This is a genomic window from Hymenobacter duratus (assembly GCF_014698995.1).
GTDB classification, from domain to species: Bacteria; Bacteroidota; Bacteroidia; order Cytophagales; family Hymenobacteraceae; genus Hymenobacter; species Hymenobacter duratus.
In genome coordinates this window covers 433,010-458,124 of the sequence record NZ_JACWZZ010000003.1, presented here as the reverse complement: position 1 = coordinate 458,124, position 25,115 = coordinate 433,010, and the positions used below count along the sequence as shown (strand labels likewise).

At 61.4% G+C, this 25,115-nt stretch carries 14 protein-coding genes; 7 read left to right on the top strand and 7 right to left on the bottom strand.

Features of this window, described 5'->3' with window-relative positions:
- Nucleotides 1-57: 57 nt before the first annotated feature.
- The 7 genes from IC231_RS15415 to IC231_RS15385 form a co-directional block, all read right to left on the bottom strand.
- Nucleotides 58-627: a LutC/YkgG family protein gene (locus IC231_RS15415; protein ID WP_190785386.1), complete on the bottom strand. Its 570-nt coding sequence runs from the start codon at nucleotides 625-627 to the stop codon at nucleotides 58-60.
- On the bottom strand, nucleotides 624-2,000 hold the full coding sequence (locus IC231_RS15410) for a lactate utilization protein B (RefSeq protein ID WP_190785385.1): 1,377 nt from the start codon (nucleotides 1,998-2,000) through the stop codon (nucleotides 624-626). The genes IC231_RS15415 and IC231_RS15410 overlap by 4 nt, the downstream gene beginning before the upstream one ends.
- Before the next feature lie 127 nt (nucleotides 2,001-2,127).
- Nucleotides 2,128-2,871, bottom strand: coding sequence for a (Fe-S)-binding protein (locus tag IC231_RS15405; RefSeq protein WP_190785384.1), 744 nt, complete (start codon nucleotides 2,869-2,871; stop codon nucleotides 2,128-2,130).
- 133 nt (nucleotides 2,872-3,004) lie between these two features.
- Complete coding sequence (locus tag IC231_RS15400; protein WP_190785383.1) at nucleotides 3,005-4,333, bottom strand: FGGY-family carbohydrate kinase; 1,329 nt, start codon at nucleotides 4,331-4,333, stop codon at nucleotides 3,005-3,007.
- A gap of 2 nt (nucleotides 4,334-4,335) precedes the next feature.
- On the bottom strand, nucleotides 4,336-5,616 hold the full coding sequence (locus IC231_RS15395) for a TIM barrel protein (RefSeq protein ID WP_190785382.1): 1,281 nt from the start codon (nucleotides 5,614-5,616) through the stop codon (nucleotides 4,336-4,338).
- 352 nt (nucleotides 5,617-5,968) lie between these two features.
- A complete protein-coding gene (locus IC231_RS15390; RefSeq protein WP_211539099.1) occupies nucleotides 5,969-7,012 on the bottom strand; it encodes a GntR family transcriptional regulator in 1,044 nt (347 codons plus the stop codon).
- Nucleotides 7,013-7,303: 291 nt separating this feature from the next.
- Nucleotides 7,304-9,412, bottom strand: a complete 2,109-nt coding sequence (locus IC231_RS15385) for a bifunctional aldolase/short-chain dehydrogenase (RefSeq protein ID WP_190785381.1) — start codon at nucleotides 9,410-9,412, stop codon at nucleotides 7,304-7,306.
- Nucleotides 9,413-9,653: 241 nt separating this feature from the next.
- Here IC231_RS15385 and rhaT point away from each other — a divergent pair, with 241 nt between their 5' ends.
- From rhaT to IC231_RS15350, 7 genes are all read left to right on the top strand, one after another.
- Complete coding sequence (gene rhaT, locus IC231_RS15380; RefSeq protein ID WP_190785380.1) at nucleotides 9,654-10,691, top strand: L-rhamnose/proton symporter RhaT; 1,038 nt, start codon at nucleotides 9,654-9,656, stop codon at nucleotides 10,689-10,691.
- 275 nt (nucleotides 10,692-10,966) lie between these two features.
- Nucleotides 10,967-14,185 carry a SusC/RagA family TonB-linked outer membrane protein gene (locus tag IC231_RS15375; protein ID WP_190785379.1) on the top strand — a complete coding sequence of 1,073 codons (3,219 nt, stop codon included), beginning with the start codon at nucleotides 10,967-10,969 and terminating at the stop codon, nucleotides 14,183-14,185.
- Nucleotides 14,186-14,206: 21 nt separating this feature from the next.
- On the top strand, nucleotides 14,207-15,739 hold the full coding sequence (locus tag IC231_RS15370; RefSeq protein WP_190785378.1) for a RagB/SusD family nutrient uptake outer membrane protein: 1,533 nt from the start codon (nucleotides 14,207-14,209) through the stop codon (nucleotides 15,737-15,739).
- 84 nt (nucleotides 15,740-15,823) lie between these two features.
- A complete protein-coding gene (locus tag IC231_RS15365; RefSeq protein ID WP_190785377.1) occupies nucleotides 15,824-19,306 on the top strand; it encodes a DUF4450 domain-containing protein in 3,483 nt (1,160 codons plus the stop codon).
- A 144-nt stretch (nucleotides 19,307-19,450) separates the two neighbouring features.
- On the top strand, nucleotides 19,451-21,592 hold the full coding sequence (locus tag IC231_RS15360) for a hypothetical protein (protein WP_190785376.1): 2,142 nt from the start codon (nucleotides 19,451-19,453) through the stop codon (nucleotides 21,590-21,592).
- 507 nt (nucleotides 21,593-22,099) lie between these two features.
- The gene (locus IC231_RS15355) at nucleotides 22,100-23,755 is read left to right on the top strand and encodes a glycoside hydrolase family 28 protein (RefSeq protein ID WP_190785375.1); all 1,656 of its coding nucleotides are present in this window, start codon (nucleotides 22,100-22,102) and stop codon (nucleotides 23,753-23,755) included.
- Nucleotides 23,756-23,809: 54 nt separating this feature from the next.
- The gene (locus IC231_RS15350; RefSeq protein WP_190785374.1) at nucleotides 23,810-25,000 is read left to right on the top strand and encodes a glycoside hydrolase family 88/105 protein; all 1,191 of its coding nucleotides are present in this window, start codon (nucleotides 23,810-23,812) and stop codon (nucleotides 24,998-25,000) included.
- Nucleotides 25,001-25,115: the final 115 nt, after the last annotated feature.

The window sequence follows — 25,115 nt, the reverse complement described above, 5'->3', positions numbered from 1 at the left end:
GCTTCGGCAAGCTCAGCATGACGTTTACTACGCTTCAAACGACTTTGCAGACGCAGCCTAAGGCACCAGTAGCACCGTCAGGCTGCGGGCGCCGTGGGCGCCAATCACCAACGACTGCTCGATGTCGGCGGTTTTGGAAGGGCCGGCCAGGAATGTGCCGTAGCCGCCCACCGTGGCCAGCCGGGCGTAGGCCTGGTGCATGGTGGCTACCAGCTGCTGCTGGCTGAGAACCAGGGCGAGGTGCTGCGTTATCATGGGTAGCGCGCGGTGCAGCATGTTTTCTTCCGGCAGCCAGATAGCACCGTTTTCGGCCACCCCAAACTCGCCCTGCAACACCGCCAGTTCTACGTCGGCCAGCACCGCCAGCGGAGTTTGCGCATCAACGGATACGTTGGTAGAGGAGAGCAGGGGGGAGGCCATGCGGTAGTCCGCCGGGAACAGCTGCCGGACAACCTCCTCCAAGTGAGCCAAGGCGGCGACTTCCACCACGCGCCCACCAATGGCCTGCACAAGCGCCGTAAACTTTTCCACTGAGGCGTCGCCTTCGAAAAACGGCACGGTAGGCAGCGGTACTTCGGCAGGCTGGTTGGCCGTCACGGCGGCCAGGATTTTTTCGCGGCTGCTCATGCCTTGTCGTTCTGAGGTTGTTGGGCGTACCACTCGCGGAAGCTTTGCTGGGGCGGTTCCGGCAACTCACGCGCAATGGCCCAGGGGTTGTAGCCCTGGCCGTGGGTGAGGCCGTGCGGCAGCAGGCGTAGCGCCTGCCTGGCCACTTTGCCGCCCGCGCTGTACATCCCTGGTTTTGCCAGCACGCGGCTGAGCAGGCGCATGCTCCACTTCTTGCTGGCCGGCAGCTTGCCCGCCTCACCCAGTACCTGCCGCCATTTGTAGAGCTGCGTATGGATGTCGATTTTAACGGGGCACACATCGGTGCAGGAGCCGCAGAGCGTGCTGGCAAACGGCAGCGAGGCGTGCTTGCGCATGTCGATGTTGGGCGACAGAATCGCGCCAATCGGACCCGGAATTGTGAAGTCGTAGCTGTGGCCGCCGCTGCGGCGATACACCGGGCAGGTGTTCATGCAGGCCCCGCACCGGATGCACTTCAGCGAAGCCCGGAAATCGGGCCGGCCCAGCTGCTGGGTGCGGCCGTTGTCCACGATGACGATGTGCAGCTCCTTGCCCTCGGCAGGCCGGGTGAAGTGCGAGGTGTAGGTGGTGATGGGCTGGCCGGTGGCGCTGCGCGTGAGAATGCGCGTGAATACGCTCAAATCGGAGAGGCGCGGAATCAGTTTTTCCATACCCATGCATGCAATGTGCACCTGCGCCAGGTTCACGCCCAGGTCGGCGTTGCCTTCGTTGGTGCACACCACCACGGTGCCGGTTTCGGCCACCGCGAAGTTCACGCCCGAAATAGCCACTTGGCCCGCCAGAAATTTCTCGCGTAGGTGCTGGCGCGCCGTTTCGGTGAGCTGCTGCGGGTCGTTGTTGCCTTTTTCGGTGCCGAGGTACTTATGAAACGTGTCGCCGACGTCCTCCTTTTTCAGGTGAATGGCGGGCAGTACTACGTGGCTGGGTGCTTCCTCGCGCAGCTGAATAATTCGCTCACCCAGGTCAGTATCAATTACCTCGATGCCGTTTGCCAGCAGGTGCGGATTCAGGTGGCACTCCTCGGTGAGCATGGACTTGCTCTTGACCACGCGGGTCGCACCATGCTGGCGCAGCAGCCCCAGCACAATGGCATTATGTTCGGTGGCATCGGCAGCCCAATGCACGTGCACGCCATTGCGGCGGGCGTTTTCCTCAAACTGCTGCAAATAGAAATCCAGCCGGCTGAGCGTGTGGTCTTTGATGTCGGAAGCCAGCTGGCGCAGCTTCTGAAACTCGGGCGTGGCGTACACCGCTTTGTCGCGCTTCTCGCGCACAAACCACAGCGTTTCGTCGTGCCAGGTGGTGCGCTCAGCATCCAGCAGGAAAATATCGGAGCGTTCAGAATGGCTCATCTTGATTGTTGATGGCTGGGGGCTGATTGTTAATTGTTGGAGGTTGATGGCTGATTGTTGGTTGGTGATTGACGACTGTCGATTTTCAACAATCATCAGCTAACACTCAACCTCCAGCAATCAGCCATCAACCGATAATTACTCCATTAAGGATTTCGGCGGCGTGCAGCACGCGCACCGGCAGCTTCTGGCGGCGCACGATGCCTTCTAGGTGCATCAGACACGACATGTCGCCGCCGGTAAGCACCTGCGTGCCGTTGCGCACGTGGTCCTGCACCCGGTCCTGGCCCATGCGCGCCGAAATGCCGGCTTCGCTCACGCAGAACGTGCCCCCGAAACCGCAGCATTCGTCGTTACGGGTCAGCTCCGTTAGCTCCAGGCCCTGCAGGCCGCTCAGTAGCCGCCGCAGCTGCCCGTCGCGCACCGGCGTCATTTCCGATTCGTTGGCTTGGTGCAGGCCGCGCTGGCCGTGGCAGCTCAGGTGCAGCCCTACTTTGTGGGGAAATGACCCCGGAATTTCTGTGATGCCCAGCACATTAATGATGAAATCGAACAGCTCCAGCGTGTTGGTGCGTACGTGCTGCACCGCCGGCGTCTGCTCGATGATGTCGAAGTGCTTGCGCACGTGGTACACGCAGCTACCAGCCGGCCCCACCACGTAGTCGTAGTCCTGAAAAGCATCCACGAAGTTGTGGTACACCGGCTTGGCGTCCTGCTCACAGCCGCTGTTGGCCATCGGCTGCCCGCAGCAGGTTTGCTGCTTCGGGAAATGCGCCCGCACGCCTAGTTTTTCCAGCAACTGCAGCGAGGCAATAGCCACCTGCGGATAAAACTGGTCGACGTAGCAAGGGACGAAAAGGGCTACTTTCATGCGTTTTTTTAAACGTCATGCTGAGCCGGTCGAAGCATCTCTTTCGCCAAAGTAACTTGACTGCTATTGCGGTAGAGATGCTTCGGCAAGCTCAGCATGACAACGAGTTGCTAGGGTGCGGTGGGGCGAAAAATCAACTAAACAAGAGCTGCGTTTTCTTCCAGGCTTCGCCTTGCTCCATGTGCATGAGCGCGCCCAACGCTGTGGCCTGGGGCACTTCCAGCGTGCGGATTTTGGCACCCGGAAAACTCCAGCCAAGCAGCTGCATAAACAGCGGATTGCGGGCAAAGCCGCCATCCACGTAAATCAGCTTTTCGTCTTTGCGAATCAGATTGATGGACTCGGTGAGGATGCGCATCAGCCCGTGCATGAGGTGCTGGTAGGCATCGGCAGCGGTACTGAAGTTGCTCAGGTCCCACTCGGTGGCGGGCTGCTCGGGGAATGGCCCGGTGCCGTGCATGCACCAGGGCCGGAAGCTCAGCGAGGCCTCGTCGTAAGGCCGAGCCACCATCAGGGAGTGGTAGAAATCGGGCTTGACATGGAAGTAGTGCGCAATGCGCTGTACCTGAAAGTCGTGCTCCCGCCCAAAGAATACGCGCGACGCCTTGGTCATTTCGCCTTTCGGCGAGAGGTAGCTCAGGCAGTCGCGGCGCAGCAGCTCGGGCGTGAGTGGCTCGCGGTTAAACGGGTTGAGCGTAACGGCCCAGGTGCCCGTAGAAACCAGCAAAAATGGTTGCTCGTTTTCCTGCAGGTAGGGCAGCAGCGCGGCCGAGCTGTCGTGCAACCCCACACCCACCAAGATGCCGTCGACCACCGACGCAATGGAGTCTTTGGTGAGCGGTGCCAGCTTGTCGTCGATGCCTTCGCGGTACACCCAGTCGTGGTAGCGGCCCAGCTTGAAGTTCCAGAGCCCTGTGTGGCAGCCCACCGACGTGAAGTCGCTGAACGCCTCGCCCGTGATGAGGTAGGACAGGTACTGCGGCAAGTGCAGCGAGGTGCGTATGCGGGCGTATTGCTCGGGCCGGGTTTGCTTGAGCCAGTACAGCTGCAGGCCGGAGTTGAGCATGCCTAGCCGCGGCGAGCAGGTTTCAATGGCAAAGTCGACCGGGCTCTGCTCCAGCTCCGCAAAAAACTGCTCCTGCATGGGCGCTGGCAGCGGTTTGAGGTAGTTGTAGAGCGGCAGAATCGGTTGGCCATTAGCCCCCAAATGCACAAAGCTGGCCCCGTACGACGTGAAATTCACGCCCTTTAGGTTGTAGTGCGTGTCGTGGCGGAGCGCCTGCCAGCGGTCCTGCACCCACTGCGAGAGGCGCGTCAGGGTTTCGCACGGAAAGCCTTCCTCGTCCACGGTTTCCAGGCACACTTGCTGGTGCTCGTCGATGATCTGGCGGTCCTCATCAAAGAGGATAACTTTCTTGTTGGTCTTGCCAACATCGAACACGGCGTAGATGGATTTTTTCATGCTTACAGGCCGGTCGAGAGGCTGAGTTTGCCGCGTTGCTGAATGAGTTGCTCACGTACCTGGCCGGCGCGGTACACGGCCACCGGACTCAGGGCGCCGCCGGCCTGGCGGTAGGCCTCGGCCACTAGCGGCCGTACGTCGGTCAGGAAAGCGTCGCGCAGCAGTTCTTCGGCCCGCACCACGTCGTTGGATTCCTGGGCTTCGTGGAGGGCGGCGCGGTCAACCAGCAGGGCTTTGGCGTAGGCGCCCAGGATGCTTTCCACGGATTGCAGCAAATCCTCGAGCGGGTCTTTGGTGTTGTGGCTGGCGTCAATCATGTAGGCCACGGCGGCCTCGGTCAGCGTCTGGTCTTGAGCGGCATCCACCAGCTCGTTGAAAATCAGAAACAGTTGAAACGGCTTGGTGCTGCCGGTAGTCAGGTCGTCGTCGCCGTACATCGAGCCGTTGAAGTGGAAACCACCCAGGCGCCCAAAGTGCTTGAGGCGGCCCACAATCTGCTCGATGTTGGTGTTGGGCAGATGATGGCCCAGATCCACGAGCACCTGCGCCTGCTGGCCCAGATACTGGCACAACGAGTACGACGTGCCCCAGTCCGGAATGACGGTGGAGTAAAAGTGCGGCTCGTATGGCTTATATTCAATCAGCATCGTCATATCCGAAGGCATGGCCTCGTAGATGCTGGCCAACGACTCGGCAGTGCGCTGGTAGGCGCGGCGCAGGTGCTGCTGGCCGGGGAAGTTGGAGCCGTCGGCGAGCCACACCGTGTGGATTTTTGCGCCCAGCTGCTTGCCGTATTCCACGCACTCGATGTTGTGCTGAATGGCCTGCTGGCGTACGGCGGTTTCGGTGCTGCTCAAAGAGCCGAACTTGTAGGAATAGGGCTGGTTTTTCTGGTCCTGAAACGTGTTCGAGTTCATCGAATCAATCGTCAGGCCCGACTCGCGCAGCTGCTGCTGCAGGGCCGGCACGTCCTGTGGAATGTCCCACGGAATGTGCAGCGAAATCGAGTTCGACGAACCGTTGAGGCGGTTGAGCAAAGCCACGTCCTGGATTTTCTCTTCCAGGCTGCGCGGTTCACCGCCCAACGGGTAGCGCCCGAAGCGGGTGCCGCCCGTGCCCAGCGCCCAGCTCGGAATAGCCACCTGAAATGCCACCAGCTGCTGCACCACGTCCGGCGCTTCCACGCCGCGGCGGGCCAGCAACTCGGTAAGGAATTGATAACGGAATTGGTGGTCGTCCAGCAGCGGCTGGTTGAGGTCCTGAATCTGTTGATCCGTGAGCATAGCGGAGAAGACGAGGGTGGGAGGGATAAGCCGGCCAGCCATTGGCAGGCACCGGACGGGTGCGGCGCGGGCTGGATTTAGAGAAGCAAACTACCACCCGCCCCCGCCGGAACTGTTCTGAACTCTCCTGTATGCCGGGTATTTTCAGCGGCCGGTGAGTGAGCGGTTAATTGCAACGGCAATTCGGCCCATACATATCCTTTTCGAGCTGTGCTGGGAAATTCGACCAACTGAACGGTGTAGAGACGCCTAGTTGCGTCTTGTCGTTGAACGACCATGGACGTAACGAAGCGCCCATGGTCGTTCAACGACAAGACGCAACTAGGCGTCTCTACATCGTTCAGCGGATTTTCTACAGTGAGCCGCGGCGAATCGTGTAGAAAGGGTTTTTTACCTTCACGCGCTGCTTTTCCAGCAGCAGCTCGGCGGCCGTGCGGCCCATGGCCTCGAAGTCGGTGGTGATGACGGTGATGCCGAGCAGTTCCTTCAGCGTGCTGGAGTTGAAGGACAGAATGCCGATTTCGCGGCCCAGCAGGTAGTGCGTCTGGCGCACTTTCTTGATGAGTTCGGCCAGGTCGGTGGTTTCCACGACCACGTAGGCCGTGCCGGGCTCCATCACCTCGTTCATGGCGCTTTCCTTCACCGAAAACTCCTTGTTATAGTTGATGCAGAACGTGCGGAAACCCCAGGCAATTTCCACCGGATAGTTGTTGCCGACGCTGGGCAGCACCAGCACCATGCGGTGGTATTTTTCGAGCAGGTCATTGGTGCCTTCCAGCGCCGTGAAAATGTCTTTATCGAAATCCTGATACACGGTCAGCGGCTGTTGTTTCAGCTCGGGCAGTTCCTTGTCGAGTAGCACTAACTCGTCGGGCGGAATGGCGTTCAGGATGCTCTTGTAGTCGGCTTTGTCCAAGTCTTGGGTGAAGTGGGGCATGACCACGTAGTAGTTGTACTTGCCCATGTTCTTCTCCATGATTTCCTGAAAAATGGAGGCGCTGTAATGATGAATCTGCAGGTCTACGGTGGCCCGCTCGCCCAACGCCTGTAGGAAGGCGTAGTACACAATTTTCTTGTAGGAACTGAGCTTGTTGAAGACCAGCAGAATCTTGATTTTGTTGTTGTCGGGGGCCTGCACGTAATATCCCTTGCCCTGCACCGACGTGCAGAAACCCCGCTCCCGCAGCTCCCGATACGCTTTTTCCACGGTGTCGCGGGCCAGGTAGTATTCGGCGCTCAGCTCGCTGATGCTGGGCAGTTGGTCGCCTTTGCGGAGCGTACCCCGCTCAATATCGGTGATGACGGACTGCACAATCTGCTTGTACTTCGGCGTTTTGTCGAACGGCTTGAACTGCAGCTTGTACATGGGTTGGGCGGACGGATAGAGGGTGGGCATAGCGCCGGCTGACCAGCGGGCTAGGTGGGAGGAATAGAGCAGACGCAGACGATCCGGAAAGTAATGAATCCGGGCGCGGCGTAGGTAGGAGCGAGGGTGGGACTACGCTGGTCACGGGATAAATTACAGAGCTTATCCTACAATGCGAAGCAAAATACCGGTTTAGTTGTGCAATCGTTACCGGGAACGTTGCCAAAAGCCTCCGAATAAGCAGGCAGTTTTAAAGTCCGGGAAATATAAAAAGGCCAGCATATCGGCTGGCCTTTTTACGTCCCTTTCTTCCACAACCAGTTAGCGCACGAAGGCCATGGCCACGCCGCCGTCTACGTTCAGCACGTTACCGGTGCTTTTGCTCAGGCTACCATCCACGAACACGCGAACTGCTTTGGCAATGTCTTCGGACAGCAGCTCTTCACCCAGCAGGGTGCGCTTGGCATAGTGCTGCGGCAGCTCTTCCACCGAAATGCCGTAGGCCTTGGCCCGACCGGCTGCCCAGTCGCCTTCCCAGATCTTGCTGCCACGCAGCACTGCGTCAGGGTTGACAGTATTGACGCGGATTTTGTCGGGGCCCAGCTCGGCAGCCAGCAAACGGCTCATGTGCAGCTGGGCCGCTTTGGCCGTGCCATACGCCACGTTGTTGGGGCCGGCCACTAGGCCGTTTTTGCTGGCAATGTTCACAATATCGCCGCCCAGCGCCTGCTGGCGCAGGATGCGTACGGCCTCCTGGCTCACCAGGAATTGGCCTTTCACGAGCACGTCGTTGAGGATGTCCCAATCGGCCTGGGTGGTGTCGGCCAGCGGCTTGCTGATGCTCAGGCCAGCGCAGTTCACGACAATATCCACGCCGCCGAACTGCAGGACGCTGGCCCGCAACGACTCGGCAATGCTGTCAGCATCGGTTACGTTGATGGAAGCCGTCAGGGCGCTGTCTTTGCCGAATTGCTTGCGCAGGTCGGCCTGGGTTTCTTCCAGCCGGTCGCGGTCCACGGCCACCACGCAGGCACCCTGCTTCAGCAATTCCTCGCAGATGGCTTTGCCGATGCCGCCGGTGCCGCCCGTTACGAAGGCCACCTTGCCCGATAGGGCTTTGGGCGGGGCCATGCGCTGCAGCTTGGCTTCTTCCAGCAACCAGTATTCGATGTTGAAAGCTTCCTGCTCGGCCAGACCAGTGTATTCGCTTACCGCCTCCGCGCCTTTCATGACGTTGATGGCGTTGGTGTAGAACTCGGCGGCAACGCGGGCCGTCTGCTTGTCTTTGGCGAAGGTGAACATGCCCACGCCGGGCCACAGAATCACCACCGGATTGGCGTCGCGCATGGCGGGCGAATTCGGGTGTTTGCTGCGCTCGTAATACGCTGCGTAGTCTTGGCGGTACGCCGCAAATTGCTCCTGCAGATACTCCTGTACAGCCGCTGCGGGCTGGTGCATGATGGCCTCATCAAGTACCAGTGGGCGGATTTTGGTGCGCAAGAAGTGGTCGGGGCAGCTAGTGCCTTTCTGCGCCAGCCGGGCCAGGTCGTGCGAATTCACGAATTCCAGCACGCGAGCGTCGTCGGTGTAGTGGCCCAGCATGCGGCGGTGGCCCGAGGCCAGACCGCGCAGTACGGGCATTACGTCGGCGGCCATACGGCGGCGGGTGGCTTCGTCGGGGCCAACGGAGAGCTTCACGCCACCGAAAACCGGAGCTTTTTTGCCGTAGTTGGCTTCCAGATACGTGGCCGCCATTTCAATCACCTCCAGGGTGTTGATGTAGGACTCGTAGCTGGTGTCGCCCCAGGTGAACAGGCCGTGGCCGCCCAGAATCACGCCGCGCAGACCCGGATTATCCGCCACAATTTTTTCCAGCTGCAAGCCCAGGTCGAAGCCCGGCTTCTGCCACGGCAGCCAGCCCATGGTGTCGCCCCAGATTTCCTGCATGATCTGCTCGCCGTCTTTGCTGGCCGCAATGGCAATCAGGGCATCGGGGTGCAGGTGGTCGATGTGCTTGAAGGGCAGCAGGCCGTGCAGCGGCGTATCGATGCTGGGGGCCGCGCACTTGGGGTCGAACAGGCAGTGGTTGAAAAGGTCCACCATTTCGTCCTCAAATTCCAGGCCCCGGTAGCGGTTTTTCAGCTGGTGCAGCTTTTCTACATACAGGTTGGCGCAGCCGGCTTTGGTGAGCGTCCCAATGTCGCCGCCCGAGCCTTTTACCCACATAACGTCCACGGGATGGCCCGTGACCGGGTCAATTTCAGTAATCTTGCACGACGTGTTGCCGCCGGCATAGTTGGTCAGGCGCAAGTCGGCGCCCAGTAAATTGGAGCGGTACAGGAACAGCGCGACTTCGTCGTGGGCCAGTTCCAGGGCTTTGGCCTCGTCCCACAGATAGCTGACGTGCTGAAAGGTTAAGGTTTTTTCCATTGTGAGGCTTCTATTTGGGTGCCGGAAACCGGATAAGGGTTCTTTCTTTACCAAAGGACGCTACCGGCCCCTGGCTTAACCTCCTGCACTCTCCTGCTCTGCTCAGAAATAAAATAATGCCTTGGCTGCATCCGGTGATGACTCACTCACCGGTAGTATCCTGCTTTCAGGAGGGAGCAGGAGGGTTCTGGTTTGGAATCCCGGCAGATTTGAACAATTCAACCCACCAACCTACTTGCACATGAGTATTTTTCTTGGCGTATTACTGCACGCCCTCGGGGGCTTTGCCTCCGGGAGCTTTTACCTGCCCTATAAGAAGGTGAACGGCTGGGCCTGGGAAAGCTACTGGCTGGTAGGCGGACTGTTTTCGTGGTTGTTGGCGCCCATTCTGATTGGCTACCTGACCGTGCCCAACCTGTGGGGCGTGCTGGCCCAGGCCAAGACCGAAACCCTGGTTTGGACCTATATCTGGGGCATTTTGTGGGGTTTTGGCGGCCTTACGTTCGGGCTGGCCATGCGCTATCTGGGCCTCTCGCTGGGTATGGCCGTGACGCTGGGCTTGTGCGCCGTGTTCGGTACGCTGGTGCCGCCCATCTGGGAAGGCACATTCGGTACGTTGCTGAGCACCACTTCCGGCCAGGTGATTATGCTGGGGCTGCTGGTGTGCGTGGTGGGCATTCTGATCTGTGGCCGCGCCGGCATCATGAAGGAGCGCAGCCAGACCACCGAGGAAAAGCAGGCCGGCGTGGCTGAATTCGACTTGCGCAAGGGACTGATGGTGGCCGTTTTCTCGGGCGTGCTGAGTGCCTGCATGTCGTTTGGCCTGACGGCCGGGCAGCCCATTGCAGAGCTGGCCGCGCAAAGCGGCACCAACCCGCTGTATGTCAACAACGCCATTCTGGTGGTGATTCTGCTCGGCGGCCTCACCACCAATGCCATCTGGACCATCTACCTCAACCTGAAGAACAAGACCTACACCGACTACACCCGCGTGTCGGCGCCTATTCTGCGCAACATCGTTTTCTGCGCGCTGGCGGGCTTCACGTGGTATTTTCAGTTCTTTTTCTACGGCATGGGCGACAGCCAGATGGGCGAGTACCGCTTCTCGGGCTGGACGCTGCACATGGCGTTTATTATTGCGTTCAGCAGCATGTGGGGCCTGTTGCTGCACGAGTGGCGCGGCGCCAACCGGCCCACTATGCGCACCATCTCACTAGGCATCCTGATTGTGGTGCTCTCGACGGTAGTGGTGGGGGTTGGTAACTACCTGGGGTCTTAAGGCTTGTGAGCGTTTAGGTGGGCAGCTCCCGCTACCGTGCTTTCGGTAGCGGGAGTTGTGCTTCATAGAGGCCGACAGCTATAGAAAATGGGTGATATACGATATCCTGTGGCCCGACATAAGGCAGTTCAATTAATTATTAGAAAAATAATTCGTGAGTAATCACTCCGGGCGGTAGTCTACAGGACAGTTTGGGCTAGGAGAGGAAATAATTTAGCAACACTAAAGCACTCCCCCTTTAGCCTCACACCTCAACAATCCTACCCTTACAACCCATGAAGAAAAGTTACATATGGCGGCGCGGCCAGTTTGTAGCCTGCCTGCCGTTGCTGCTGCTAGCGGGGCCAGGAATTGCTACCGTTCAGGCTCGCCCTTCGCTCAAGACCGTGGCTGAGGTGCCCCTCACCGGTAAAGTAACGTCTGCCAACGGCGAAGGCCTGCCCGGTGTAACGGTAGTGCTGAAAGGCACCACCCGCGGCACCACTACGGCCGCCGATGGCAGCTTCACGCTGACGGTTCCCGAAAATTCGGGTACGCTCGTGTTCAGCTTTATTGGGTACACCACGCAGGAACGCCAGTTTACGGGACAGGAGAACTTCTCTATCAAACTGGCGGAAGACTCCAAGGCGCTGGACGAGGTAGTGGTAGTGGGCTACGGCACGCAGAAGCGCGCCGATGTAACCGGCGCCATTGCCACGCTGGACGCTTCCAAGCTGGAGGAGCGCCCCATTGTGCGGGTCGATCAGGCGCTGGTGGGCACGCTGGCCGGCGTGAACGTGCAGCAAAACACTGGTCTACCGGGCCGCGGCTTCAATGTTCAGGTGCGCGGCAATGGCTCCATCACGGCCAACAACCAGCCGCTGTATGTAATCGATGGATTTCCGCTGGAAGGCACCTCGCCCAACGGCAACGGCAACTACGCCACCGGCAGCCCGCTCGACAACATCAACCCCAACGACATTCAGTCGATTGAGGTGCTGAAAGACGCGGCTGCGGCTGCTATTTATGGCTCGCGTGCCGCCAACGGTGTAGTGCTGGTGACGACCAAGCGTGGCAAAACCGGTAAGCCTCAGATCAACTTCAACGTGTATGGCGGCTTCTCGCAGATGGCCAAGAAGCTGGACCTGCTTTCGTCGGAAGAATGGGTAGAGCGCGCCACTGAAATCATCAACAACAACTGGGTTCGTTCGCAACCCACTACGCCTGGTGCGCCGATACGTCTGGCCAGCCAGAGCACGGCGGAGCGGCAGGCCATTCTGGGTGTTACCACCATCAACCCGTCGCAGATGCTGGATGAGCGGTGGGCAATGCCCGGCCACCCCGGCCTCGACTACATCGACTGGCAGGACGAAATCTTCCGCACCGGCAAGGTGCAGAACTACCAGATTTCGGCCAGCGGCGCTACCAACAACGTGAACTACTACGTTTCGGGCAACTACACCGACCAGGAGGGAATTGTGATTGGGGTGGCGTATAAGCGCTATTCGGCCCGTGCCAACATGGAAGTAAAGGCTTCCGACAAGCTGAAATTCGGCCTCAACATCAGCCCCAGCTACGCCATATCCAACGACCCCGGCGTAGAAGGCAAGGACAACCTGGCCCAGAAATTCATTACGATGGTGCCGGTGGCCGAGTCGTCGGCGGGCGTGCTCACCAACTACGGCGACAACCCGGTATATACCTGGGCCGGCAGCAGCATCAGCCCGGTGGGCGAGCTGACTAACCGCCAGCAGCAAAGCACTGTGTTCCGCACTCTGAGTACGATTTACGGCGACTATGAGCTGCTGCGTGACCTGCGCTTCCGCTCCACGCTGAACCTCGATAACACCGACTCGCGGGCTAAAAGCTACATTCCGAACTCCAAGCTAGTGGGTTCGGGCGCGACGGGCACCTTTAGTGGCTACCGCAAGCAGGCCTTCGTGAACGAAAACACGCTCTCGTACAACCGCCTGATTGCGGCCAAGCACGATATATCGGCGCTGGCGGGCTATTCCTACAACTTCTTCAAGACCGAAACCGACAAGCTCAAATCGTCGGGTGGCTTCACGAACAGTGCCGTAACGACGCTGAACGGAGCCACCAACATCACGGGCACCGGCGACAACGGCACCAGCGAAACTCAGAACGTGCTGCTGTCTTACTTCGGCCGCGTACAGTACGCTTTCGATGGCAAGTACCTAGCTACGGCCAGCGTGCGCCGCGACGGTTCCTCGCGCTTCGGTGAAGACCGGCGCTGGGGTATCTTCCCGGCCGCTTCGGTGGGCTGGCGCATTTCGCAGGAAAACTTCATGAAAGCGTTGCCGGTGGTGAGCGAGCTGAAGGTGCGTGGTAGCTTCGGCATGTCGGGTAACAACGGCATCGGCGACTACAGCAGCATTGCGACGCTGGGCATCAACCCGTATACGTTCGGTGGGGTAGTGGCCTCCGGTCAGTCGCCGAACAAAGCGCCGAACGCCGACCTGCGCTGGGAAAAGTCGCAGACGATTGACGTGGGCCTGGATTTCGGAGTGATTGACAACCGCATCACGGGTTCGTTCGATTACTACACCAAAACCAGCAAAGACCTGCTGCTGAACGTGCCGCGCCCCAGTGCCTCCGGCTACTCGTCGCAGCTCGTAAACATCGGCGAAGTGCTCAATCAGGGGGTAGAACTGGAGCTTCGTTCGCGCAACACGACCGGTGCTTTCGGGTGGAACACTTCCCTGAACGTGAGCCACAACCGCAACGAGGTAGTGCACCTGGGCGAAGGCGACGCGACCATCGAAATTGCTTCACCCTACGGCGCGTCGAGCACGCTGCTGATGGTAGGCCAGCCGATGTTCACGTTCTATGCCATTCAGCAAACCGGCATCCTGACCCAGAGCGACATTGATGGCGGTGTAGCACTCATTCAGGGCCAGACCATCGGCGACCCGCGCTACAACGACGCCAACGGCGACGGAATCATCAACGAAAAAGACCGGGTGATTATCGGCCAGCCAAACCCGAAACTGACCTGGGGTATTACCAATACCTTCAACTACAAGGGTTTCGACCTGAGTGTGCTGGTGCAGGGCCAAAACGGTGGTAGCCTTTACTCGCTCATCGGGCGGGCCATCGACAATACCAATATGGGCTACAACCAGAACGTGCTGGGCCTGCAGCGTGACCGGTGGCGTTCCGTCGACAACCCGGGCGCTGGCGAGCGGGGAAAGGCACAAGCCAACTTCACGCCGCTGAAAAGCGACTCGTGGCTGTACTCGACTAACTACTACCGGGTGCGCAACATTACGGTAGGGTATAACCTGGGCAGCGTAATCAGCAAGAGATACGCGCAGGCGGCCCGCATCTACGTGTCGGCTGAGAACTTCTTCGGTCACGATACCTACCGCGGCGGCTACAACGTGGACGCCACCAACTCCGATACCGGCGGCAGTGGCTTCTCGGTAGGCACCGACTACGGCGGACTGCCCCTGACCAAGTCGATGACTGTAGGCCTCAACGTTACTTTCTAGCCGCTAAGCTGCTACGACACCATGAAAAAGACTTTCCTCTCGCTTCTGGCTGCCAGCGTACTTGTGCTGAGTGCCTGCGAAAAAGACCTCGACCAAGCCCCGATTTCCAGCGGTTCGGTTCCTACTTTCTACAAAACCGCCGACGACTTCACGCAGGCCATCAACTCGGTGTACAGCAACCTGCGCGACTACCCCGACCGGCAGCTGACCATGTCGGAAACCCGCTCCGACAATATCTACGGCGTGAGCACGCAAGGTATCCGGACTTGGGAACCCATCAACAACTTCTCGACTACCATCACCTCCAACGAGTATCCGGCTGATACCTGGACGACTGACTTCGTGGGCGTATTCCGGGCCAATATCGTGCTCGACCAGCTCACCAAGAACGGCTCTGTCCTGACCGACGCCGACCGGACCCGCATTGAGGGCGAGGCGAAATTCCTGCGGGCGCTGTACTACTTTGATTTGGTGCGCTACTTTGGCAAAGTGCCGCTCGTAGACCGGCCGCTGGAGCCGCAGGAAGTAGTGAAAATTCCGCGTACGCCGGTTGCTGAAGTGTACAATCTGATTGTGGCCGACCTGCAGGACGCCATTACCAAGCTGCCCGATACGTACGCAGCTGCTAACCTGGGCCGTGCTACCAACAACGCTGCCAAAAGCATGCTGGCGCTGGTGTACCTAACTCGTTCCGGTCCGACATATGGTATTGAAGGCCCGGGCCTCGGCACCAGTGACTACGACGCGGCCATTGCCTTGCTCGACCAGGTAATCAACAGCGGCAAGTATCAGCTGATAACGACGGCCGGAACTTCGCCCAGCGCCTACGCCAACGTATTCTCTTACACCAACGAAAACAACCGCGAGGTGATTTTCGATGTGCAGTACATCAGCGGCGGCACAGGCTTGGGGGCTTCGTATCCTTCGATTCTGCTCACCAACAACTACTTTCAGTCGATTGGAGCCGGCACGGGCTTCGGCACCGGCGACGAGCTGCGCCCACCGTCCAACGACCTAGTTGCTAAGTACGCCACCGCCGATACTCGCAAGGCCGCCACGCTGCAAGTGGGCTACACCACCACCACTACGCCAGTGGCTGTAGAAACCCGTCCGGCCTTCAAAAAGTACGTGAATGGTGCGCTACGGGGCACCTCCCGTACCGACTGGCCCATCAACTTCATTGTGATGCGCTACGCTGACGTGCTGCTGCTGAAAGCCGAAGCCCTTCTGCGCAAGAGTGGCCCTTCGACTGTAGTAGACGGCTTGGTGAAGCAGGTGCGTGACCGGGCCGGCTTGACAGCCAACCCGCTGACCGGCGTTACCATGACCCAGCTGATGGAAGAGCGCCGCCTCGAGTTTGCCTGCGAAGGCCTGCGCTGGCATGATCTGGTCCGCTCAGGCCAGCTCGTGACCATCATGAACAGTTGGGCTACCGCCGAAGACACCCGCAACCGGATCCGCAAGCCTATCGTGGCCAACGACATCCTGTATCCGGTGCCGCAAAACGAGCTGGCGGCTTCGTCTTACCTCTACGAGCAAAACCCTGGTTACTAACCTGACCTCCAACTAGCGGCTTCGGCCTGGGCGCTTTCGCACGGTTGCGGGGGTGTTCAGGCCGAATCTGTTACTGTGCCCTGCATGATTCCATCTGCTTCGTCTTTCTCTGCTGTTGTGCGGTGCGCCCGTCGGGGCCTACTACTCGGGGGCGTGGTGGCGGGTTGCCTGGTCTCTGAACCCGTTCAGGCCCAGCAGCCCGCCACCGCCGCGCCGCTTTGGCACAACGAAGCCCGCACCCTGCGCTACCGCCCCGACGGTACGGATTTCGTGATTCAGAACGGCGACAAGCGGTTCACGCGGGCCCTGTATGGCACCAATACCGCCTTCCGCGTGGAAACCGGCGACCTGCCAGAGTTTGCGCTGTATCTGCCCGGCATGGGAGGCAACCTGAAGTTCGGGCTGCTGGCCGGCGGGCAAAGCAAGTGGCTCATCACGGCCGAAAGCATTGAGGCCCGCTACCGGCCCGGCGTCATGCTCTACCGCATCCAGGACCCGCTGCTAGGCGGCGGCACGCTCTGGCTGGAAGTGCTGGCCATGGCTGACGCCGAGGGCGTGCTGGTGAAAGCGCAGTTTGAGAATGTGCCGGCTGGTAGTGTGCAACTGCTGTGGGCATTTGGCGGCGCTACGGGCCGCAAGTTCAGCCGCGACGGCGACATTGGGGCCGACCCCGAGTCCAGCTTCTACCTCCAGCCCGAATACTGTCAGGGCAACACCTTCACCACCAAAAACAACACCTTCACGCTGGAATACGGCCTGCCCGGCAAAGCCAAGCCCGGCGCGCCCGCCCCGAAAGCCGAGCGCCACCAGCTGCAGGGCGTGGTGCCGGCCACGTCCGATATGCACGTGGCCGATGCCACCCGGCAGGAAAGTCCGCAGCAGCTGTGGGCGTCGTCTGCCTCCGCCACGCCGGTTATGGCGGGTGCGGTGAAGGCCAAAGCGGGGGAGGTGCTGTACTTTGCGGTGCAGACGGCAGCCGGCAAGGCCTTGCGCCCCGCCGACCTGCCCGCTGCCTGGACGCGGGCCGAAGCCGCCCGGCAGGCCTTGGCCGGCCGCATTCAGGTAACCACACCCGACCCCTACATCAACACGCTGGGCGGGGCGCTGGGCATAGCCGCCGATGCCATCTGGGAAGCCCCCACCTATCTGCACGGCTCGGTGGCCTGGCGCATGCGCCTCAACGGCTGGCGCGGCCCCTACGCCGCCGACGCTCTGGGCTGGCACGACCGGGCCCGCACGCACTTCCGGGCTTACGCTCAGTCGCAGCTGACCAGCCCGGCCGTGGGCGTACTGGCCATGGACACAGCCCTGAACCTGGCCCGCTCGCAGGAGAAGCTGGGTACCAGTGTGTACAGCAGCGGCTACATCAGCCGCAACCCCGGCGGCGACTTCCGGCCCCACCACTACGACATGAACCTAGGCTACATCGACCAGCTGCTGCGCCACTTCCGCTGGACCGGCGACCTGGCCTTGGCACGTGAGCTGTGGCCCGTACTGACCCGCCACCTGGCCTGGGAAAAGCACAACTTCGATACCGACAACGACGGCCTTTACGACGCCTACGCGGCTATCTGGGCCTCCGACGCGCTGCAGTACAGCGGCGGGGCCGTCACGCATACTTCCGCCTACAACTACTGGGCAAACCGCGTGGCCGCCGAGCTGGCTGCCAAAATAGGCGAAAATCCTGCCCCGTATCAGCAGGAAGCAACTAAGATCAAGGCGGCGCTGAATGCGCAACTGTGGCTGCCGGCGCAGGGCTGGTACGCCGAATATCAGGACGCTTTGGGTCTCAAGCAGCGCCACCCCGCCGCCGGCCTCTGGACCGTCTACCACGCCCTCGACTCAGAGGTGGCCGACCCGTTCCAGGCCTACCAGGCGCTGCGCTACGTGGATAGCGAGATTCCGCACATTCCGGTGCGCGCCGCTGGCTTGCCCGATGACGGCTACTACCTGCTTTCGACCACCAACTGGCAGCCCTACGACTGGTCCATCAACAACGTGGCGCTGGCCGAGGTGCTGCACACCACCCTGGCCAACTGGCAGGCCGGCCGCGCCGAAGAGGCGTTCAAGCTCTGGAAAAGCGCTTTGCTGGAAAGCATGTACCTGGGCAGCAGCCCCGGCAACTTCCAGCAGGTGTCGTTCTATGATGCCCACCGGGGCGAGCTGTACCGCGACTTTGCCGACCCCATCGGCATGGCGGCGCGCAGTCTGGTGGAGGGCTTGTTCGGGATTCAGCCCGATGCGCTGGCCGGCGTGCTGACGGTGCGGCCGGGGCTGCCTGCCGCCTGGCCTACCGCCGCCCTGACTACGCCTGACGTCACGTTCAACTTCCGCCGCGCTGGTTCCCTGGACACGTACACGCTCACGCCGCGCTTCGCCCAGCCCTTGCAACTCCGGCTACAAGTGCCCGCCCGCGCGGTGCAGGTGCAGTCCGTAACGGTGAACGGGCAGCCGGCCGAGTGGCGCAACCTGGACGCGGCGGTAGGCACGCCGGCCATCGAAATCAGCAGCGCCCCGCAGGCAAAATACGTGGTGGAAATCCGGTGGCAGGGCGACGCGCCGGATGTGGCCGCGCCGGCGGCCCACTACACGCCCGGCGCGCCGCTGGCCCTGACGTTTGCGCACGCCACCATCCAACAACTGGCCGACCCGCAGCAGGTGCTGCGCCAGGCGGCAGCGGTGGGCTCGGCCCTCACGGCGCAGGTGGCCGGCTTGCCCGGCAGCCGCACGGCCTTCGTGCAGCTCCGGCAAGGCGACCTGACGTGGTGGGCGCCCATCCATCTGGAAGTGCAGGCCGCTGCTCCAGCCGCCGCTGCAACTGTGGCGCCGGCCGCCAAGAGCGAAACGGTAGACCTCACGGCCTACTTCAACGACAAGCTGACCAACATCTTCCAGCCCCACAAGTATCTCGCGCCCCGGCCCGCCGGCCCCACCCTGCAGCTGCCCACCCAGGGCATCGGCAACTGGTGCTACCCGCTCATCCAGGCCGGCATCAACGACGCTGGTTTGCGCCAAGCGGCGGGTTCCGACAACGAAATCCAGACGCCCTGGGGCGCGCCCTTCCGCACGCCCGGCGCGGCCGAGGCGCCCAACGTGCTGTTCGTGTCGCGCTGGGACAACTACCCCGACGACGCCACGGTGCCGCTCAAAGGTAAGGCGCGGCACGCCTATCTGCTGATGGCCGGCTCCACCAACCCCATGCAAAGCCAGCTCGACAATGGCGCCATCGTGGTGCAGTACACCGACGGTACGGCCGACACGCTGGCCTTGCGCAACCCCACCAACTGGTGGCCCATCGAGCAGGACTTGCTGGACGACGGCTTTGCGTTCAGTACCGGCGCGCCGCGGCCGTACCGGCTGTATCTGCAGTCGGGGCAGTTGAGCCGGGAAGCGCCGGCCAGTTACTCCAGCATCAAGGGTTTCAGCACCCGCGCCATTGCGGGCGGGGCCGCCACCGTCCTCGACATGCCCCTCAACCCCAAGAAGAAACTCAAAAGTCTCACCGTGCAGTCCCTGGCCAACGACGTGGTCATTGGCCTGCTGAGCGTGACGCTGGTGCGCCAGTAAGCGGCCATCAGAACGACGTAAAGGCATGGCTCTTTGCGGCTCCACACCCACGCCGCCTGGGCCATCGACGATAACAACATCCGCAACGAGGAGACGCCAGCTAGTGCGTCTCTACACCGTCCTCCTAAAGCCAGAATCACTTCTATGCTTTCCTTTCCTCGAATCCTTTCGTTGAGTTTACTGCTAACCGGGGCGCTGCCGCTGGCAGCGCAGTCGGGCGCGCCCATCAACCGCCAGGCGGTGGTGGAGCGCCACAAGGTGCGCCTGACTTCCACCGATTCGCTGTCGTCGCTGTCGGTGGGCAACGGGGCCTTTGCGTATACCGTGGACGTCACGGGCCTGCAGACGTTTCCGGCGCACTACGAGAAGGGCGTGCCGCTGGGTACCCAGTCGGAGTGGGGCTGGCACAGCTTCCCAAACCCCCAGGGCTACAAATTCGAGCAGAGCTTGCGCGACTACGACCTGAACGGGCGCAAGATCAGCTACGCGGTGCAGCGCAAGGAACCCGCCAACAAAGACGCCGTGGACTACCTGCGCGCCAACCCGCACCGCCTGCAGCTCGGCAACCTCGGCTTCGTGCTCACCAAACGCAACGGCCAGCCCGCCACCATCCAGGATCTGCGCGACATCCAACAGGAACTCAACCCCTGGACCGGCGAAATCAAGAGCCATTTCACCCTGGAAGGCGCCGCCGTGGATGTGTTGACAGTAGGCCACCAGCAGCAGGACGTGGTGGCTGCGCGCGTGGAGTCGGAGCTGCTGAAAGCGGGCCGCTTGCAAGTGCGGCTGCAACTGCCGTGGCCTACCGCCGGCTGGGCCGACATGGGCACCGACTATTCCCACGCCGACCAGCATAAGTCGGTCCTCAGCAGCCAAACCAAGACCGGCGCGCTCGTCTCACACCAGTTGGACTCCACCACCTATTACGTGGCCCTGAGCTGGGCGCCAGGCGCCACGCTGGCCGCCACCAAGCCCCACGAATTTGTGCTGACGCCCGGCAAGAAAGACAAGGTGCTGGAAGTCAGTGCCCGGTTTTCGGTGCGGCCCCGGGGCGCGGTGCCGACTTTCGCGGCCACGCGCCTCAACAGCCAGCAGCAGTGGGCTTCGTTCTGGAAAAGCGGCGGCGCCGTGGACTTCGGCGGTACCACTGACCCCCGCGCTAAGGAGCTGGAGCGCCGCGTGGTGCTTTCGCAGTATCTCACCAAGCTTTACAACGCCGGCTCGCAGCCGCCACAGGAAACCGGCCTGCTTACCAACAGCTGGTACGGCCGGCCGCACCTCGAAATGCACTGGTGGCACTCGGCGCACTTTGCGCTGTGGGGCCGCTCGCCGCTGCTGGAAAAAAGCCTCACCTGGTATGCCCGCCCCGATGTGCGCGCTGAGGCTCGCAAGATTGCTCAGCGCCAGGGCTACGAGGGTGTGCGCTGGCAGAAAATGACCGACCCCTGGGGCCAGGAAGGGCCGTCGTCGGTGGGCGCGTTCCTGATCTGGCAGCAGCCCCACATGATTTACTTCGCCGAGGAAGCCTACCGCGCCCACCCCGACAAGGCCACGCTGGCTTTGTACCAGGACCGGGTGGCCGCCACCGCCGACTTCATGGCGTCCTTCCCGTTTTATGAAAAGGACAAGGGCCGCTACATATTGGGGCCGGGCGTCATTCCGGCGCAGGAGCGGTTCAAGGCCGAGCAGACCTTCAACCCCACCTTCGAGCTCGTGTACTGGCACTGGGCCCTGACCACAGCCCAGCAGTGGCGCACTCGCCAGGGCTTACCCCGCAGCGCCAAGTATGATGACGTGCTGGCCAAGCTCTCCAAGCTGCCGCAGGCCGGCGGCGTGTACCTGGCCGCCGAGTCGGCTCCCGATTCCTACACCAACCCTGAATTCAAAACCGACCACCCCTCGGTGCTGGCGGCGCTGGGCGTGATGCCCGCCACCGGCCAGCAGGACGCGGCCACCATGCGCCGCACGTTTGATCTGGTGTGGAAAGACTGGAGCTGGGACAAAACCTGGGGCTGGGACTTCCCGATGACGTCCATGACGGCCACCCGCCTGGGCCTCCCCGACAAAGCCGTGGATGCCCTACTGATGCCCGTGCGCACCAACACCTACCTGCCCAACGGCCACAACTACCAAGAAGGCCGGCTGCCCGTGTACCTGCCCGGCAACGGGGGCCTGCTGGCGGCCGTGGCCCTCATGTGCGCCGGCTACGATGGCGCCCCCTCCGCCAACCCCGGCATCCCGAAAGGCTGGACGGTGAAGTGGGAAGGCCTGAGCAAAATGCCCTAACCCACCCGAAACACCCAGTTCTGCCCCACTGCCGCCCAGAACGATGTAGAGACGCATATTTGCGTCTCCTCGTCCGCGCCGTTGCAACGGGCATCGTTCAACGACGAGACGCAAGTATGCGTCTCTACATCGGGCAAATGGCTCTCAGATGCTGCAAACAGTATTTTGCTCGAAGCGTCCGGCATTTTCAATGCGTTGGAAGCTCTGTTCAATGCATTGAAAACGCCTTCCTAAACATTGAACGCTCTGTTCAATGCGTTGAACAGAGCTTCCTAAACGTCCGACAGAGCATCGGACGCATCCAACGCTCCGTTGGACGCGTCCAAAACGTCAACCGATGCGTCCAACAGCCTGTCGGACGCATCCGATACTCTGTCGGACGCGTCCAAAACGTCAACCGATGCGTCCAACGCTCTGTCGGACACGTCCAAAATGCCACCCGGCTTATCTGACGGGCCGACTGCCGCAACGGCGGCCGGGTTTACTTCTACTCTTCTTCCTTTCCCTATGAACTACCTGCTTTCCCTGGCCTTGCTGACGCTGCCCGCGCTGGCTTCCGCCCAGTCCTTCGTGCCCAACCTGCCGCCCGTACAGGCCACCCGCTTCCCCCAGGACACCGTGCGCATCACCCAGTTCGGGGCCGTGGCCGATGGCCTGACCGCCAACACCAAGGCCTTCACCGATGCCATTGACGCGTGCAGCCGCAAGGGCGGGGGCGTGGTGCTGGTGCCGCGCGGGCACTGGCGCACCGGTCCCCTCACGCTGCGCTCCAACGTGAACCTGCACCTGGCGGCGGGCGCCTTCGTGCAGTTCAGCAACCAACACGCCGATTACCAGCTCATCAAAACCAACTGGGAGGGCCTCGACGCGGTGCGCAACCAGCCCCTCATCTACGGCCAGAACCTGCAGAACGTGGCCATCACCGGCCATGGCATCCTCGATGGGGCCGGCGAGGCGTGGTGGATGGTGCAGAAGGGCCGCACGCCCGAGGGCGAGTGGAAAAAGCTGGTGGCCTCGGGCGGCTTCCTCAACGAAAAGCAGGACCGTTGGTACCCGTCGGCGCAAAGCCTGAAGGGAACTACCGTGAAGGAAGCCGGCGTGCTGACGCCCGAGAAGCAAAACGTGCAGGATTTCGCGGACCTGAAAGACTACCTGCGGCCTGACTTCCTGGTGCTCGACAACTGCCAGCGGCTGCTGCTGGAAGGCGTGACGTTCCAGAACTCGCCGGCCTGGACGGTGCACCCCATGCGCAGCCAGGACGTGACCGTGCGCAACCTGACCGTACGCAACGGCCCCTACACACCCAACACCGACGCCCTGGACCTGGAATCCATTAACCGCGCCCTCGTGGAAAACTGCACCTTCGACGTGGGCGACGATGCCATCTGCATCAAGAGCGGCCGCAACGAGCAGGGCCGGGCGCGGGCCATGCCCACCGAAAACGTACTGATTCGCAACTGCACCGTGTACCGGGCGCACGGCGGCTTCGTCATCGGCTCCGAAATGTCGGGCGGGGCGCGCAACATCTACGCCCAGAACCTCACCTTCATCGGCACCGACATTGGTATCCGGTTCAAGACCACGCGCGGCCGGGGCGGGGTGGTGGAGAACATCTTTATTGAGAACGTGGACATGAAGGACATCGGCGGCGAGGCCATCCTGTTCGACATGTACTACATGATTCGGGACCCGTCGCCGCAGGTGGCCGGCTCCAAGGAGCGGCCCGTGTCGCCGGCCAAGCCCGTGGACGAAAGCACGCCGCAGTTCCGGAAGATTGCCATCCGCAACGTCACCTGCAACGGCGCCAAAACCGCCATCCTGGTGCGCGGCCTGCCCGAAATGGCTATCAAAGACATTAGCATCGAAAACGCCGTGCTGCAAGCCGAAAAGGGCCTGGTGTGCATCGAGGCCGACAACATCCAACTGAAAAATGTGACGCTACTGCCTATCAGCACCGCCCCGGTAATGGAAGTGCACAACAGCCGCAACATCACCCTCGACGGCATCAAGTACCCGGCCAACACTGCCACGCTGCTGCGCGTATCGGGCGCCGAAAAGGCCAAAAACGTGCGCCTGCTCAACACCGACCCAGGCCAGGCCAAGCAGCAGCTGGAGCTGGGTGAAAAGGTGACAAAAAAGGTTGTCACGGTGTCGAAGAAATAAGGCCCACCTGTCCGGCTGTCCTACTGCCTGGTTCTCCCTCTCTTTCCCTGCCCCATGATTTCTCGCCTGTTTGTTCTGCTGTTCCTCTTGGTGGCTACCGTGTCCCCGGCCCAGCAAAAGCCCAAAGCCTCGGCGCCGCTGGCCCGCCAGATGGCCGACTCCTTCATGCGCCGCTACCCCGACTCGCTGGGATTGGCCGACAACAAGGTGGCCCGCTGGGGCTACGAACAGGGGCTGATGCTCAAGGCCATCGAGCGGGTGTGGCAGCAAACCGGCGAGCAGAAATACCTGGACTATATGGTGCGGATTCTGGACTACTCCATCGGGCCCGACGGCGCCATCCAGCGCTACAAATACGAGGACTTCAACCTCGATAACATCAACACCGGCCGCGCCTTGCTTACGCTCAGTCAGCAGTCCGGGCTGGCGCCGGAGAAGTACCGCCTCGCCGCCCAGCGCCTGCACCAGCAGCTGGAGGCGCAGCCCCGCACCAAGGAGGGCGGCTACTGGCACAAAAAGCGCTATCCGCACCAGATCTGGCTGGATGGCCTGTACATGGCCGAGCCCTTCGCGGCCGAATACGCGAAAGTGTTCAACCAGCCCGCCGACTTCGACCACGTGGCGCTGCAGTTCGCGCAGGTGGAAAAGCACCTCGTGGATTCTAAAACCGGCCTGCTCTACCACGGCTACGACGAAAGCCGGGAGCAGCGCTGGGCCAACAAAACCACCGGCCTCTCGCCCAACTTCTGGGGGCGCGGCATGGGCTGGTACGCCATGGCCCTCGTGGACGTGCTCGACTACTTCCCGAAAGACCACCCCGAGCGCGCCAAACTGGTGCAGTACCTGCAGCGCCTCGCGCCAGTTTTGGCCCGGTACCAGGACCCCAAAACCGGTGGCTGGTGGCAAGTATCCGACCAGGCAGGCCGCGCCGGCAACTACATCGAAACCTCGGCTTCCTGCATGTTCGTGTACGCGCTGGCCAAGGGCGCCCGCCTCGGCTACCTAGACAAGAAGTACCAGAAAGTGGCCCGTAAAGGCTACGAGGGCATCGTGAAGCAGTTTGTAGTGCAGGAGCCCACCGGTTTGCTGACCCTCAACGGCACCGTGAGTGTAGGCGGCCTCGGCGGCTCGCCCTACCGCGACGGCAGCTACGAGTACTACCTTTCCGAACCGCTCCAGCAGAACGATTTCAAGGGCGTGGGCCCGTTCATCATGGCCGGCGTGGAGCTGGAAATGGGTAAGTAAGCCGGGGGCGCCTGCTAGGAGGCCATCTTATCAATCAGCCCGTCATGCTGAGCTTGCCGAAGCATCTCTACCGCTTTGCCTGATTGGTAATCCAACGAAGCGGTAGAGATGCTTC

Bases quoted from the DNA above. Each gene is read 5' to 3' on its own strand.
- IC231_RS15365 (WP_190785377.1), top strand. From the start codon at position 15,824: ATGATTCCATCTGCTTCGTCTTTCTCTGCTGTTGTGCGGTGCGCCCGT.
- IC231_RS15355 (WP_190785375.1), top strand. From the start codon at position 22,100: ATGAACTACCTGCTTTCCCTGGCCTTGCTGACGCTGCCCGCGCTGGCT.
- IC231_RS15395 (WP_190785382.1), bottom strand. From the start codon at position 5,616: ATGCTCACGGATCAACAGATTCAGGACCTCAACCAGCCGCTGCTGGAC.
- IC231_RS15370 (WP_190785378.1), top strand. From the start codon at position 14,207: ATGAAAAAGACTTTCCTCTCGCTTCTGGCTGCCAGCGTACTTGTGCTG.
- IC231_RS15385 (WP_190785381.1), bottom strand. From the start codon at position 9,412: ATGGAAAAAACCTTAACCTTTCAGCACGTCAGCTATCTGTGGGACGAG.
- IC231_RS15375 (WP_190785379.1), top strand. From the start codon at position 10,967: ATGAAGAAAAGTTACATATGGCGGCGCGGCCAGTTTGTAGCCTGCCTG.
- IC231_RS15390 (WP_211539099.1), bottom strand. From the start codon at position 7,012: ATGCCCACCCTCTATCCGTCCGCCCAACCCATGTACAAGCTGCAGTTC.
- IC231_RS15415 (WP_190785386.1), bottom strand. From the start codon at position 627: ATGAGCAGCCGCGAAAAAATCCTGGCCGCCGTGACGGCCAACCAGCCT.
- IC231_RS15410 (WP_190785385.1), bottom strand. From the start codon at position 2,000: ATGAGCCATTCTGAACGCTCCGATATTTTCCTGCTGGATGCTGAGCGC.
- IC231_RS15360 (WP_190785376.1), top strand. From the start codon at position 19,451: ATGCTTTCCTTTCCTCGAATCCTTTCGTTGAGTTTACTGCTAACCGGG.
- IC231_RS15350 (WP_190785374.1), top strand. From the start codon at position 23,810: ATGATTTCTCGCCTGTTTGTTCTGCTGTTCCTCTTGGTGGCTACCGTG.
- rhaT (WP_190785380.1), top strand. From the start codon at position 9,654: ATGAGTATTTTTCTTGGCGTATTACTGCACGCCCTCGGGGGCTTTGCC.
- IC231_RS15400 (WP_190785383.1), bottom strand. From the start codon at position 4,333: ATGAAAAAATCCATCTACGCCGTGTTCGATGTTGGCAAGACCAACAAG.
- IC231_RS15405 (WP_190785384.1), bottom strand. From the start codon at position 2,871: ATGAAAGTAGCCCTTTTCGTCCCTTGCTACGTCGACCAGTTTTATCCG.